15 protein-coding genes are annotated in these 12,288 nt (G+C 70.7%); 9 read left to right on the top strand and 6 right to left on the bottom strand.

Annotated elements, in window-relative coordinates:
• Positions 1-107: 107 nt before the first annotated feature.
• Entirely contained in the window at positions 108-1,097 is a 990-nt protein-coding gene (moaA, locus tag ACIQJT_RS12660; protein ID WP_365465325.1) for a GTP 3',8-cyclase MoaA, read from the top strand.
• Between the two features lie 14 nt (positions 1,098-1,111).
• On the opposite strand, the gene ACIQJT_RS12655 is transcribed toward moaA, so the two are convergent.
• Together ACIQJT_RS12655 and ACIQJT_RS12650 are read right to left on the bottom strand one after the other, a co-directional pair.
• A complete protein-coding gene (locus ACIQJT_RS12655; RefSeq protein WP_053851424.1) occupies positions 1,112-1,330 on the bottom strand; it encodes a hypothetical protein in 219 nt (72 codons plus the stop codon).
• A gap of 191 nt (positions 1,331-1,521) precedes the next feature.
• Entirely contained in the window at positions 1,522-1,920 is a 399-nt protein-coding gene (locus ACIQJT_RS12650) for a DUF3099 domain-containing protein (protein WP_365465322.1), read from the bottom strand.
• Positions 1,921-2,165: 245 nt separating this feature from the next.
• On the opposite strand from ACIQJT_RS12650, the gene ACIQJT_RS12645 reads away from it, so the two are divergent.
• The gene (locus ACIQJT_RS12645; protein WP_365465319.1) at positions 2,166-2,444 is read left to right on the top strand and encodes a GlsB/YeaQ/YmgE family stress response membrane protein; all 279 of its coding nucleotides are present in this window, start codon (positions 2,166-2,168) and stop codon (positions 2,442-2,444) included.
• 62 nt (positions 2,445-2,506) lie between these two features.
• On the opposite strand, the gene tyrS is transcribed toward ACIQJT_RS12645, so the two are convergent.
• From tyrS to ACIQJT_RS12630, 3 genes are read right to left on the bottom strand one after another with little or no spacing between them, the layout of a single operon-like run.
• Complete coding sequence (tyrS, locus tag ACIQJT_RS12640) at positions 2,507-3,775, bottom strand: tyrosine--tRNA ligase (RefSeq protein ID WP_402642687.1); 1,269 nt, start codon at positions 3,773-3,775, stop codon at positions 2,507-2,509.
• 57 nt (positions 3,776-3,832) lie between these two features.
• Positions 3,833-5,227: a metallopeptidase TldD-related protein gene (locus ACIQJT_RS12635; protein ID WP_402642684.1), complete on the bottom strand. Its 1,395-nt coding sequence runs from the start codon at positions 5,225-5,227 to the stop codon at positions 3,833-3,835.
• A complete protein-coding gene (locus tag ACIQJT_RS12630) occupies positions 5,224-6,747 on the bottom strand; it encodes a TldD/PmbA family protein (RefSeq protein WP_402642680.1) in 1,524 nt (507 codons plus the stop codon). Before ACIQJT_RS12630 ends, ACIQJT_RS12635 begins: the two co-directional genes overlap by 4 nt.
• 248 nt (positions 6,748-6,995) lie before the next feature.
• On the opposite strand from ACIQJT_RS12630, the gene fabG reads away from it, so the two are divergent.
• The 3 genes from fabG (at position 6,996) to ACIQJT_RS12615 (ending at position 8,993) form a co-directional block, all read left to right on the top strand.
• The gene (gene fabG / locus ACIQJT_RS12625) at positions 6,996-7,715 is read left to right on the top strand and encodes a 3-oxoacyl-[acyl-carrier-protein] reductase (protein WP_053851429.1); all 720 of its coding nucleotides are present in this window, start codon (positions 6,996-6,998) and stop codon (positions 7,713-7,715) included.
• A gap of 5 nt (positions 7,716-7,720) precedes the next feature.
• Positions 7,721-8,488, top strand: coding sequence for an enoyl-ACP reductase FabI (gene fabI / locus ACIQJT_RS12620; protein ID WP_053851430.1), 768 nt, complete (start codon positions 7,721-7,723; stop codon positions 8,486-8,488).
• Between the two features lie 151 nt (positions 8,489-8,639).
• Positions 8,640-8,993 (top strand): hypothetical protein, encoded by a 354-nt coding sequence (locus tag ACIQJT_RS12615; RefSeq protein WP_365465304.1) that lies wholly within the window; start codon positions 8,640-8,642, stop codon positions 8,991-8,993.
• Here ACIQJT_RS12615 and ACIQJT_RS12610 read toward each other — a convergent pair.
• Positions 8,968-9,663: a FadR/GntR family transcriptional regulator gene (locus ACIQJT_RS12610; RefSeq protein WP_053851432.1), complete on the bottom strand. Its 696-nt coding sequence runs from the start codon at positions 9,661-9,663 to the stop codon at positions 8,968-8,970. The two genes, ACIQJT_RS12615 and ACIQJT_RS12610, sit on opposite strands and share 26 nt — an antisense overlap.
• 70 nt (positions 9,664-9,733) lie before the next feature.
• Between ACIQJT_RS12610 and ACIQJT_RS12605 the strand changes: the two genes are divergently transcribed.
• The 4 genes from ACIQJT_RS12605 to ACIQJT_RS12590 all read left to right on the top strand — a co-directional run bounded on the left by ACIQJT_RS12605 (position 9,734) and on the right by ACIQJT_RS12590 (position 12,235).
• A complete protein-coding gene (locus ACIQJT_RS12605; protein ID WP_402642674.1) occupies positions 9,734-11,071 on the top strand; it encodes a CynX/NimT family MFS transporter in 1,338 nt (445 codons plus the stop codon).
• Positions 11,072-11,119: 48 nt separating this feature from the next.
• On the top strand, positions 11,120-11,236 hold the full coding sequence (locus tag ACIQJT_RS12600; RefSeq protein WP_086724758.1) for an SGM_5486 family transporter-associated protein: 117 nt from the start codon (positions 11,120-11,122) through the stop codon (positions 11,234-11,236).
• Between the two features lie 208 nt (positions 11,237-11,444).
• A complete protein-coding gene (locus ACIQJT_RS12595) occupies positions 11,445-11,651 on the top strand; it encodes a hypothetical protein (RefSeq protein ID WP_365465294.1) in 207 nt (68 codons plus the stop codon).
• A gap of 65 nt (positions 11,652-11,716) precedes the next feature.
• Positions 11,717-12,235 (top strand): SixA phosphatase family protein, encoded by a 519-nt coding sequence (locus ACIQJT_RS12590; RefSeq protein WP_402642670.1) that lies wholly within the window; start codon positions 11,717-11,719, stop codon positions 12,233-12,235.
• Positions 12,236-12,288 lie beyond the last annotated feature (53 nt).

Genomic DNA, 12,288 nt, shown 5'->3' with positions numbered 1-12,288 from the left:
TCGCACGTCGTGGGATCGGGCACTGTCGTTGTCAGTGACGTCACGTAGGCTCACAAGTGACGGAACCGATGGCTCGGGACTGATCCGCGACGAGGGAGGGGGCCCACGTGCTCATCGACACCTATGGCCGGCAGGCCACCGACCTGCGCGTCTCGCTGACCGACCGCTGCAATCTGCGGTGCACGTACTGCATGCCGGAAGAGGGCCTGCAGTGGCTGGCCAAGCCCGATCTGCTCACCGACGACGAGATCGTCCGCCTGATCGACATCGCCGTCACCTCCCTCGGCATCGAGGAGGTCCGTTTCACCGGCGGTGAGCCCCTGCTGCGCCCCGGCCTCGTCGGCATCGTCGAGCGCGTCGCGGCCCTGGACCCGCGCCCCCAGATGTCCCTCACCACCAACGGCATCGGCCTCAAGCGCACGGCGAAGGCCCTGAAGGCGGCGGGCCTGGACCGGGTCAACGTCTCCCTGGACACCCTGCGCCCGGACGTCTTCAAGACGCTCACCCGCCGCGACCGCCACCAGGACGTCCTGGACGGCCTCGACGCCGCCCGCGAGGCGGGCCTGACCCCGGTCAAGGTCAACTCCGTCCTCATGCCCGGGCTCAACGACGACGAGGCCCCCGACCTCCTGGCCTGGGCGGTGGAGCACGACTACGAACTGCGCTTCATCGAGCAGATGCCCCTGGACGCCCAACACGGCTGGAAGCGCGACGGCATGATCACCGCGGGGGACATCCTGACCTCCCTGCGCACCCGCTTCGACCTCACCGAGGAGGGGGCGGAGAAGCGCGGATCGGCCCCCGCGGAGCGCTGGATCGTGGACGGCGGCCCTCATGTCGTCGGCGTCATCGCCTCGGTCACCCGCCCGTTCTGCGCGGCCTGCGACCGCACCCGGCTCACGGCCGACGGCCAGATACGCACCTGCCTGTTCGCCCGCGAGGAGACAGACCTGCGCGCGGCCCTGCGCTCCGACGCAGGCGACGAGGAGATCGCCCGGATCTGGCGCGAGGCGATGTGGGGCAAGAAGGCGGGCGCGGGCCTCGACGACCCGACCTTCGTCCAGCCGGACCGGCCGATGTCCGCGATCGGCGGCTAGGCCCGATCGACCGGCTAGGCCCCTTCGGGCGCCCGCCAGTCCTCGAGCTTCACGACGTCCTTGAGGAAGCCCCGCACCCCGAGGAACTGCGACAGGTGCTCCCGGTGCTCCTCACAGGCCAGCCACGTCTTCCGGCGCTCCGGCGTGTGGATCTTCGGGTTGTTCCATGCGAGCACCCACACGGCGTCGACGCGGCAGCCCTTCGCGGAGCAGATCGGGGTCTCGTCACTCACGGATTTCGTCTCACAAGCGGGGTGGAAAAGGCGACGCCGAGCAGCCACGGGGGGAGCTGCCCGGCGTCGGTCTGTCGCTCCGACGGGGGATGCGGAGCGCGTACGAAGTATGTCACGGGTAACCCTTGGCCCGGCACTGGAACAACATGATTGATCTGAGCTTTTCTTGAGCTTGGTGCGGGCAGGACCCGTCACGTCCGCTCGCGCGGTTCCCCCCGGGCACCCGGCGCGGCACCGCCCGCACCGCCTTCCGGCACGGGTTCCGCGGCAGCGTCCTCGCCCCGCGGCGGCATGATCATCGGCCGGACCGGGACGGTCACGAAGGTCGACGGCAGCGAGGGCGCGTTCTCCCGCCCCGCGTTGGCGATGACGACGGCGATATAAGGCAGAACCGCCCCCAGCACCAGCGCCACGATCGCGACGTGCCGCTCGACGTTCCACAGTGTGGCCGCGAGCACCACCGACAGCGTACGGACCGTCATCGAGATGACGTACCTGCGCTGACGTCCGCGCACGTCCTCCTGGAGGCTCGTCCGGGCGCCGGTGATCCGGAACACCTGGGCGCCGCCGCCGGCATGCTGCTTCCGCATCACATTCCACCATCCGCCCGCATCGGACTTCTCCGGCCCCGTATCCGCTCCGCACCCGGTTGAGGCACCGGGCCCGGACTGCTTCCACGGTACGCCGCGCCTGCGCCGCCTACGAGACCGGGGCACCTGCCGCCGGGGCCGGCCGGCTCACCCCCGGCACGTACAGCCGTACCCGACATGCGGCGTAGTGCCGACGGACCGACACTGGCCGTAATGCTCACGTAGAGCCGTACGAGGAGGCAGCCATGGGCTGGTTGTGGGCGATCATCGTGGGATTCGTGCTGGGCCTGATCGCGAAGGCGATCATCCCCGGCAAGCAGCACAGTCCCCTGTGGCTGACGACCATCTTCGGCATGCTCGGCGCCATCGCCGGCAACGCCATGGCGCGCGGGTTCGGCGTGGACGAGACCCCCGGCATCGACTGGAGCCGCCACGTCTTCCAGCTCATCGCCGCGATCATCATCGTCGCCGTCGGAGACATGCTCTACATGGCGACGCTGGGCAAGAGGAAACGGCGCATCTGACAGCCGTACGACGAAGGGGGCGCCCTCCGCGAGGAGAGCGCCCCGTTCTGACGTGCCAGGAACTACGCGGACGTCACCTCGACCGCGGCCAGGTTCTTCTTGCCCCGGCGCAGCACCAGCCATCGTCCGTGCAGCAGGTCCTCCGGAGCGGGGACGGCGTCCTCAGCGGTGATCTTCACGTTGTTCACGTAGGCGCCGCCCTCCTTGACCGTCCTGCGGGCAGCCGACTTGCTGGCGACCAGTCCGGTCTCGGCCAGCATGTCGACGACCTGCGCCAACCGGTCGACCTTGATGTGCGGCAGCTCCGAGAGGGCCGCGGACAGGGTCCTGGCGTCCAGCTCCGCCAGCTCACCCTGCCCGAAGAGCGCCTTCGAAGCGGCGATCACCGCGGCCGTCTGGTCCGCGCCGTGCACCAGCGTCGTCAGCTCCTCCGCCAGCGCCCGCTGTGCGGCCCGGGCCTGCGGCCGCTCCTCGGTCTGCTTCTCCAGCTCCTCCAGCTCCTCACGGGACCTGAAGGACAGGATGCGCATGTACGTCGAGATGTCCCGGTCGTCCACGTTCAGCCAGAACTGGTAGAACGCGTACGGCGTCGTCATCTCCGGGTCCAGCCAGACGGCGCCGCCCTCGGTCTTGCCGAACTTGGTGCCGTCCGCCTTGACCATCAGCGGTGTCGCCAGACAGTGCACCGAGGCGTCGGGCTCCAGGCGGTGGATCAGGTCCAGACCCGCCGTGAGGTTGCCCCACTGGTCGCTGCCGCCCTGCTGGAGCGTGCAGCCGTACCGCCGGTACAGCTCCAGGAAGTCCATGCCCTGGAGGAGCTGGTAGCTGAACTCCGTGTAGCTGATGCCCTCCTGGGACTCCAGGCGCCGGGCGACCGAGTCCTTGGTGAGCATCTTGTTGACGCGGAAGTGCTTGCCGATGTCCCGCAGGAACTCGATGGCCGACATCCCGGCCGTCCAGTCCAGGTTGTTCACCATCACCGCGGCGTTCTCGCCCTCGAAGGACAGGAACGGCTCGATCTGCGCGCGCAGCCGGCTCACCCAGTTCGCGACCGTCTCCGGGTCGTTCAGCGTGCGCTCGGCCGTGGGGCGCGGGTCGCCGATCTGACCGGTCGCCCCGCCCACCAGCGCCAGCGGTCGCAGGCCCGCCTGCTGGAGCCGGCGCATGGTGAGGACCTGCACCAGGTGGCCGACGTGCAGGCTGGCCGCCGTGGGGTCGAAACCGCAATAGAACGTGACGGGACCGTCCGCGAGCGCCTTGCGCAAAGCGTCCTCGTCAGTGGACAGGGCCCACAGCCCCCGCCACTTCAGCTCGTCGACGATGTCCGTCACGGTTCTCGTATCTCCTCGAAAGGTCCTCGGGCAGTCGGGTGACTGTCGGCTACGAGGTTATACGCCCTGACTGACAGAACTCATATTGAAATCCGGCACCCGCAGCGCCGGCATCGCGGCCCTGGTGAAGTAGTCGCTCCACTCCCGGGGCAGCGTCTTCTCGGTCCGCCCCGCCTCCGTGGCCCGCCCCAGCAGCCCGACCGGCGACTCGTTGAACCGGAAGTTGTTGACCTCGCCGGTCACCTCGCCGTTCTCGACCAGGTACACCCCGTCCCGGGTCAGCCCGGTGAGCAGCAGCGTGGCCGGGTCGACCTCCCGGATGTACCAGAGGCAGGTCAGCAGCAGCCCGCGCGTGGTGTTCGCGACCATCTCCTCCAGGGAGCGGTCCGAGCCCCCGTCGAGGATGAGGTTGCCGGCGGCCGGGGCGACGGGCAGCCCGGTCAGGCCGGCGCCATGCCGGGTCGTCATCAGATGCGCCAGCTCGCCGTCACGAATCCAGTCGGTGGCCGCGACCGGCAGACCGTTGTCGAACACCGACTGGTCGCCCCCGGAGGAGTGCGCGACGACGAAGGGCGCGGACTCCAGGCCCGGCTCGTTCGGGTCGCTGCGCAGCGTCAGCGGCAGGTCGGTCAGCTTCTCGCCGACCCGGGTGCCGCCGCCCGGCTTGGAGAACACCGTCCGGCCCTCGGCCGCGTCCCGCCCGGACGCCGACCACAACTGGTAGATCAACAGGTCCGCGACCGCGGTCGGCGGCAGCAGCGTCTCGTACCGCCCCGCGGGCAGATCGACGCGCCGCTCGGCCCATCCCAGACGTACGGCGAGCTCGGCGTCCAGCGCCGCCGGGTCGACGTCCTTGAAGTCCCGCGTGGAGCGTCCGGCCCAGGCCGAGCGGGTCCGGTCCGGCGACTTGGCGTTCAGCTCCAGCGTGCCGTTGGGCTGGTCGTGGCGCAGCCGCAGCCCCGTGGACGTGCCCAGGTACGTCGACACCAGCTCGTGGTTGGCGAAGCCGTACAGCTCGCGGCCGCCCGCACGCGCGCGTGCGAAGGACTCGCCGAGCGCCGGCGCGAAGTCGGCGAAGACGGCCGAGGAGGTCTCGGCGGGCGCGTCCGTGAAGTCGGGGGACTCCGGTACGCCCGTGACCAGCGGCTGGGCGTCCTCGGCGGGCCCGGCGCCCCGCGCGGCGGCCTCGGCGGCCCGCACCAGCGGCTCCAGCTCGTCCGCGGTCACCGCGGACCGGGAGACCACCCCGGAGGCGGTGCCCTCCTTGCCGTCGACGGTCGCGACGACGGTGAGCGTGCGCCCGCGCGTGACGCCGTTCGTGGTGAGCGCGTTGCCCGCCCAGCGCAGGTTGGCGGTCGACTGCTCGTCGGCGATCACCACGCAGCCGTCCGCCCGCGACAGCGCGAGGGCCCGCTCGACGATCTCGTGCGGCTTGTTGGTGCGGGCGCTCATCGACCGGCCTCCTGCGTGGTGTTGAGGATGTTGACGCCCTTGAAGAGGGCCGAGGGGCAGCCGTGCGACACGGCGGCGACCTGGCCCGGCTGGGCCTTGCCGCAGTTGAAGGCGCCACCGAGGACATAGGTCTGCGGGCCGCCCACCGCGGCCATCGAGCCCCAGAAGTCGGTGGTGGTCGCCTGGTAGGCGACGTCCCGCAACTGCCCGGTGATCCGTCCGTTCTCGATCCTGAAGAACCGCTGGCCGGTGAACTGGAAGTTGTAGCGCTGCATGTCGATCGACCAGGACCGGTCACCGACGACGTAGATGCCGCGGTCCACGCTGCCGATGAGGTCCTCCGTCGACATGCCCGCGGGGTCCGGCTGGAGCGACACGTTGGCCATGCGCTGCACCGGGACGTGCGCGGGGGAGTCGGCGTAGGCGCACCCGTTGGACCGCTCGAAGCCGGTCAGTCTCGCGATCCGCCGGTCGAGCTGGTAGCCGACGAGGGTGCCGTCCTTCACCAGGTCCCAGGACTGGCCGGCGACGCCCTCGTCGTCGTAGCCGATGGTCGCGAGGCCGTGCTCGGCGGTGCGGTCACCGGTGACGTTCATCAGCTCGGAGCCGTAGCGCAGCTTGCCGAGCTGGTCGAAGGTGGCGAAGGAGGTGCCGGCGTAGGCGGCCTCGTAGCCGAGCGCGCGGTCCAGCTCGGTGGCGTGGCCGATGGACTCGTGGATGGTCAGCCAGAGGTTGGACGGGTCGACGACGAGGTCGTACAGGCCGGCCTCGACGCTGGGCGCGCGCATCTTCTCGGCGAGCAGCTCGGGGATCTGCTCCAGCTCGCTCTCCCAGTCCCAGCCGGTGCCCGTGAGGTACTCCCAGCCGCGACCGACCGGCGGCGCGAGGGTCCGCATGGAGTCGAACTCGCCGCTGGACTCGTCGACCGACACGGCTGTCAGGGACGGGTGCAGCCGGACCCGCTGCTGTGTGGTCACCGTGCCCGCGGTGTCGGCGTAGAACTTGTTCTCGTGCACGGTGAGCAGCGAGGCGTCGACGTGGTTGACCCCGTTCGCCCGCAACAGCCGCGCGCTCCAGTCCGCGAGCAGCGCGGCCTTCTCCTCGTCGGGCACCGAGAACGGGTCGATCTCGTACGACGAGATCCACGTACGGTCGGAGTGCACCGGCTCGTCGGCCAGCTCCACCCGCTCGTCCGACCCGGCCGCGCGGATCACCTGGGCGGAGAGCTTCGCCATGGCCACGGCCTGCGAGGCGACCCTGGCGGCGGCGTCCATCGTCAGGTCCACGCCCGACGCGAAGCCCCAGGTGCCGCCGTGCACGACCCGCACCGCGTACCCGAGGTCGGTGGTGTCCGAGGACCCGGCGGGCTTGGCGTCCCTGAGCCGCCAGGACGCGCTGCGCACCCGCTCGAACCGGAAGTCCGCGTGCTCGGCGCCGAGCGCACGCGCGCGTGCCAGCGCGGCGTCGGCGAGGGCACGTAGGGGAAGCGCTGTGAAGGCTTCGTCGATGGTATGAGGCACCTGGGTCTCTTCCTGTCGGCATGAGGGTGGGCGACGACAGCCCCGATCATGTCGCGGCGACCCGTGTGCGGACCACACGTTTGTGCCCGCTGTCGGCATCTTTCTGTAGGGACCCGACAGCGAGTCCCGTAAGCCACTGTCGGTGCCCGAATGTCCTCCGGCGGGAGCGGCCCGATAGGTTTTCCGAGAAGCCGCCTGTCATCGAGGTGTCCGGGCGGGTGTGTCAGACCAAGGGAAAGGGTGATCCGTTGAGCCGCTCGGTTCTCGTCACCGGAGGCAACCGGGGCATCGGCCTCGCCATCGCCCGCGCGTTCGCCGAAGCCGGCGACAAGGTCGCCATCACGTACCGCTCGGGTGAGCCGCCGGCCGCCCTGACGGAACTGGGCTGCCTGGCCGTCAAGTGCGACATCACCGACACCGAGCAGGTGGAGCAGGCCTACAAGGAGATCGAGGCCCAGCACGGCCCGGTCGAGGTCCTGATCGCCAACGCCGGCATCACCAAGGACCAGCTCCTGATGCGCATGTCCGAGGAGGACTTCACCTCGGTCGTCGACACCAACCTCACCGGCACCTTCCGCGTGGTCAAGCGCGCCAACCGCGGCATGCTGCGCGCCAAGAAGGGCCGGGTCGTCCTGATCTCCTCGGTCGTCGGCCTCTACGGCGGCCCCGGCCAGGCCAACTACGCCGCCTCCAAGGCCGCCCTGGTCGGCTTCGCCCGCTCGCTCGCGCGTGAGCTGGGCTCGCGCAACCTCACCTTCAACGTCGTCGCGCCCGGCTTCGTCGACACCGACATGACCAAGGTGCTCACCGACGAGCAGCGTGAGGCCATCGTGAAACAGGTGCCGCTCGGTCGTTACGCGCAGCCCGAGGAGGTCGCCGCGACGGTGCGGTTCCTCGCCTCGGACGACGCCTCGTACATCACTGGAGCCGTCATCCCCGTTGACGGCGGACTGGGAATGGGTCACTGAACACCATGAGCGGAATTCTCGAGGGCAAGCGCGTCCTGATCACCGGTGTGCTGATGGAGTCCTCCATCGCCTTCCACGCCGCGAAGCTGGCCCAGGAGCAGGGCGCGGAGATCATCCTGACCGCGTTCCCGCGGCCCACGCTGACCGAGCGCATCGCCAGGAAGCTTCCCAAGCCCACCAAGGTCATCGAGCTCGACGTGACCAACGACGAGCACCTCGGCCGGCTGGCCGACGTCGTCGGCGAGGAGCTCGGCGGCCTCGACGGTGTCGTGCACTCCATCGGCTTCGCGCCCCAGGACGCGCTCGGCGGCAACTTCCTGAACACGCCGTTCGAGTCCGTGGCCACCGCCATGCACGTCTCGGCGTACTCCCTGAAGTCGCTGACCATGGCCTGCCTGCCGCTGATGCAGAACGGCGGCTCGGTCGTCGGCCTGACCTTCGACGCGCAGTACGCGTGGCCGCAGTACGACTGGATGGGCCCGGCGAAGGCCGCCCTGGAGGCCACCAGCCGCTACATCGCCCGTGACCTGGGCAAGCAGAACATCCGCTGCAACCTGATCTCCGCGGGCCCGATCGGCTCCATGGCCGCCAAGTCCATCCCGGGCTTCAGCGACCTGGCCGCGGTCTGGGACGACCGTTCCCCGCTGGAGTGGGACCTCAAGGACCCGGAGCCGGCCGGCAAGGGCATCGTGGCCCTGCTGAGCGACTGGTTCCCGAAGACCACGGGCGAGATCATCCACGTGGACGGCGGCCTGCACGCCATCGGCGCCTGATTCCCTACGTCGTCGACGCCCCGTTCCCCCCTGGGAGCGGGGCGTCCCCCGTTCGGCCTACCAGGCCGGGCGCGCACGGCCGGCAACTGGGCACCCTGGATTACGCGTTCACCCGTGATTCCCTCCCCAGCACGGCCGAGGAGGTCCCCTTGTGCGCCTGTCCCGCAGTCTGGCCTCAGCGACCGCAGCCGTCTGTCTCGTGATGTCCCTGTCGTACGAAGCGATGTCGCACGCACGCGCGGAAGAGCCCGGAGCCGCTCCCTCGGAGCTGTTCGGTGCCTCCTGCCGCAGCAGGATCACCGGCTCCCGGGTGACCGCCTACTGCCACAACCCCTATCCGCGCACCGACGGCGTCCGCCTGCACATCGAGTGCGACCGCTGGTGGGACCTCGACACCGACGGCCCCGAGGTCGAGGCCGGGCCCGCGCAGACCGTGCGGCTGACCGGCCGGTGCTGGAAAGAGGTCCGCTCGGTGTGGGTCAGCCACCGGAAGCTGGCGCGCTGAACCGTCCCGGACGGCACAGGAACGGGTAGCCGGCCGCCTCCCCGGCGGCCGCCGCCGCGTCGCCCGCGCGGATCGCGTCCACGAGCCGCGTGTGGTCCATGTACGTCTCCGGCGTCAGCTCCTCGCCGACGTCCTCGCGCAGCCAGTCCCGCAGCACCTCGCCGAGGTCCGCGTACATCTCGGTCATCACGTCGTTGTGCGAGGCGGCCACCACGGCCAGGTGGAAGGTGGAGTCCGCCGTCACGAAGGCCTCCGCGTCGCCCGACGCCCAGGCCTCCTCGCGCCGCGCCAGGAGCCCGTCGAGCTGCCTGAGGTCCTTCTCGGTGCGCCGCTCGGCGGCCAGCCGGGCCGCGGACGACTCCAGGGTGGAGCGCAGCTCGGCGACGTGCCGGGGGTCCGCGTCGGCGAACCTGCGGTGCATCACGCCCGCCAGCTCGCTGGTCGCCACGACGTACGTCCCCGAGCCCTGGCGGATGTCCAGCAGGCCGTTGTGCGCGAGCGCGCGGACGGCCTCGCGGACCGTGTTGCGGGCCACCCCGAGCTGCTCGACCAGCTCCGGCTCGGTCGGGATCCGGGAGCCGACCGGCCACTCGCCCGAGGTGATCTGGTTGCGCAGCGCGGCGATGACCTGCTCGGACAGCGCCGAACGGCGGGGATGGCTCAGGGGCATGGCACACCTTCGCAAGGGCGGGACGACGGAGGGCGCCCCGGGGATGGACAACCAATCATCCCATGATTCTATGATGGGCGTCATGGCAAGCGAGGAAACCCGGACAGTGAAGCCCACCGCCGCCCCCACCCCTCCCGACGGGGGACCCCTGGCGGCCGCCCCGCGCGCGTGGGCGGTGCGCCTGGTCGTCGTCGGCATCGTGCTGTCCGCCCTCAACCTCCGCCCCGCCATCACCAGCCTCGGCGCCCTCCTCGAAGAGGTGCGCGACGGGCTCGGCATGAGCGGCAGCGTGGCCGGCCTGCTCACCTCGGTGCCCCCGCTGTGCTTCGCCGTCTTCGGTGTCACGGCCCCCCGCCTGGCCCGTCGCTTCGGTGCCGGCGCGGTGGTCTGCGCGGGCATGGTCGCCATCACCACGGGCCTGCTCATACGGCCGTACACGGGTTCCACGGCCGGCTTCCTGGCCGCCAGCGCCCTCGCCCTCATGGGGATCGCCGTCAGCAACGTCCTGATGCCGGTCATCGTCAAGCGCTGGTTCCCGGACCGGGTCGGCTCCATGACCGGCCTGTACTCGATGGCCCTGGCCCTCGGCACCTCCGCCGCGGCCGCCGTGACCGTCCCGGTGACCGAGGCGCTGGGCGGGAGCTGGCAGTCCGGGCTGACCGTGTGGGCGGTCCTCGCCGCGGCCGCCGTGGTGCCGTGGATCCCGCTCGTGCGCGACCGCGGGCCCGCGCCGACCGAGCCGAAGGTGGTCCAGAACGTCCACACGCGCGTGGAGGGCGCCGGACCCGTCCGGCACGTGCACGCGCGGCAGGAGCACCCGCCGCTGCGGATCACCCGCAGCCGGACCGCCTGGGCGCTCGCCGTCTTCTTCGGGCTCCAGGCCACCGCCGCCTACATCACCATGGGCTGGATGGCGCAGATCTTCCGGGACGCGGGCGTGCCCGCGAGCACCGCCGGGCTGCTGCTGGCCGTCACGATGGTCATGGGCGTCCCGCTCGCCTTCGTCATCCCGCGCGTGGCCACCCGCCTGCCGCACCAGGGCCCCATCGTCATCGCGCTCGGCGTCTGCGGTCTCGCCGGGTACGCGGGCCTTTACCTCGCCCCCGCCTCCGGCGCCTGGGCCTGGGCCGTCCTGCTCGGCATCTCCAACTGCGCCTTCCCGCTGGCCCTCACCATGGTCGGGATGCGCGCCAGGACCGGCGCGGGCGTCGCCCAGCTCTCCGCGTTCGCGCAGAGCACCGGCTATCTGATCTCCATCCCGGGACCGCTCCTGGTGGGCGTGCTCTACCAGCACAGCGGCGGCTGGGGCCTGCCCATCGCGCTCATGATCGGCCTGATGCTCCCGCAGATGGCGGTCGGCGTGCTAGCGGGCCGCGACCGTACGGTGGAGGAAGAGGCCGCCCGCTGAATCCCCCCTGGCAACGTTGGTAAGAGACCGGGGTGCGAGACTGGCCGCATGCCAGTGCTCGATCCGAACCCCCAGAACGGCCAGAAGAAGATGCTGCTGGTCTTCGGCTCCTTCTTCGCCATCTTCGTCGTCATCGCGATCATCGCCACGATCGCCTCGCCCTGACCCCGGCCACCCGCTCCCCGGCACTCCCCGGCCCGACGGCGGGGTGATGGCGGGGCGGTGGTGGGGTTAACCCCACATCCCCTAGGGGGCGAGTGTCAGGGTCAACTGGGTGGATCACCGGATGGGTTGAGGGCCGCCGGTTCCGTACCTTCGAGATGTGGCCGCGAGCTGCGGATCACGGAGGACTCGAAGACCAGCGGAGGCACTCATGTCGGCCCCTACGCAGACCCCGCCCCACCCGGCGTCCAGGGGTGGCGTCGACATCCGGCTGCCCTGGTGGGCCCTCGCACTGCCCACGCTCGCCTTCGTGGTGCTGCTGGCCCTCATCCTCAATCCCGCCGACGCGCACGCGGCCTCCGGCGACCCCCTCGTCACCCGGTTCCTGGAGCGCGTACAGCAGCTCATAACGCGCTGAGCACCCACGAAGCCGCCCGTCAACTCCCTGCGCCTCGTGGCCTGTTTCATGCGAAGCTGGATCCCATGAGCGTCGCAGATCCCCGCAGGATTGTCCTTTTCCGGCATGCGAAAGCCGACTGGCCGCAGGTGACCGACCACGAGCGGCCGCTCGCCGACCGGGGCCGACTAGATGCAGCGGAAGCCGGACGACGGCTGGTCGACTCCGGCATCCCCTTGGACCTGGCCCTCTGCTCGACCGCGACCCGGACCCGTGAGACCTGGAAGCTCGCCGTGCAGGAGTTCCCGCACCGGCCGAAAACGGTCTACGAGGAGCGGATCTACGAGGCCTCGCCCGGCGAGCTGATCGCCGTGCTGAACGAGACCCCGGACGACGTTCACAACGCCGTCCTGATCGGCCACAACCCGGGGATCCAGGGCCTCGCCGACGTCCTCGCCGGCGCCTCCGAAGGGGACGCGCGCCAGCGGATGAGCAGCCGCGGCTTCCCGGCCGCCGCCTTCGCCGTCCTGTCGTTCAGCGGGCCCTGGAAGTCCCTGGAGCCCGGTGTGGCCACCCTGGTCGACTACTGGGCGCCGTCCGACTGACGACACACGTCCTCCCGCACGTGAGACACGGCAGGGCCCGGCATCGCCACGGT

Source organism: Streptomyces sp. NPDC091972 (assembly GCF_044756385.1).
Lineage (GTDB): Bacteria > Actinomycetota > Actinomycetes > Streptomycetales > Streptomycetaceae > Streptomyces.
Note: the sequence above shows the minus strand (reverse complement) of the source record. Positions and strands in the feature narration are given on the sequence as shown.

Bases quoted from the DNA above. Each gene is read 5' to 3' on its own strand.
- ACIQJT_RS12650 (WP_365465322.1), bottom strand. From the start codon at position 1,920: ATGCGGAAGCAGCATGCCGGCGGCGGCGCCCAGGTGTTCCGGATCACC.
- ACIQJT_RS12645 (WP_365465319.1), top strand. From the start codon at position 2,166: ATGGGCTGGTTGTGGGCGATCATCGTGGGATTCGTGCTGGGCCTGATC.
- ACIQJT_RS12590 (WP_402642670.1), top strand. From the start codon at position 11,717: ATGAGCGTCGCAGATCCCCGCAGGATTGTCCTTTTCCGGCATGCGAAA.
- ACIQJT_RS12605 (WP_402642674.1), top strand. From the start codon at position 9,734: ATGATGGGCGTCATGGCAAGCGAGGAAACCCGGACAGTGAAGCCCACC.
- ACIQJT_RS12600 (WP_086724758.1), top strand. From the start codon at position 11,120: ATGCCAGTGCTCGATCCGAACCCCCAGAACGGCCAGAAGAAGATGCTG.
- ACIQJT_RS12595 (WP_365465294.1), top strand. From the start codon at position 11,445: ATGTCGGCCCCTACGCAGACCCCGCCCCACCCGGCGTCCAGGGGTGGC.
- ACIQJT_RS12635 (WP_402642684.1), bottom strand. From the start codon at position 5,227: ATGAGCGCCCGCACCAACAAGCCGCACGAGATCGTCGAGCGGGCCCTC.
- fabI (WP_053851430.1), top strand. From the start codon at position 7,721: ATGAGCGGAATTCTCGAGGGCAAGCGCGTCCTGATCACCGGTGTGCTG.
- ACIQJT_RS12610 (WP_053851432.1), bottom strand. From the start codon at position 9,663: ATGCCCCTGAGCCATCCCCGCCGTTCGGCGCTGTCCGAGCAGGTCATC.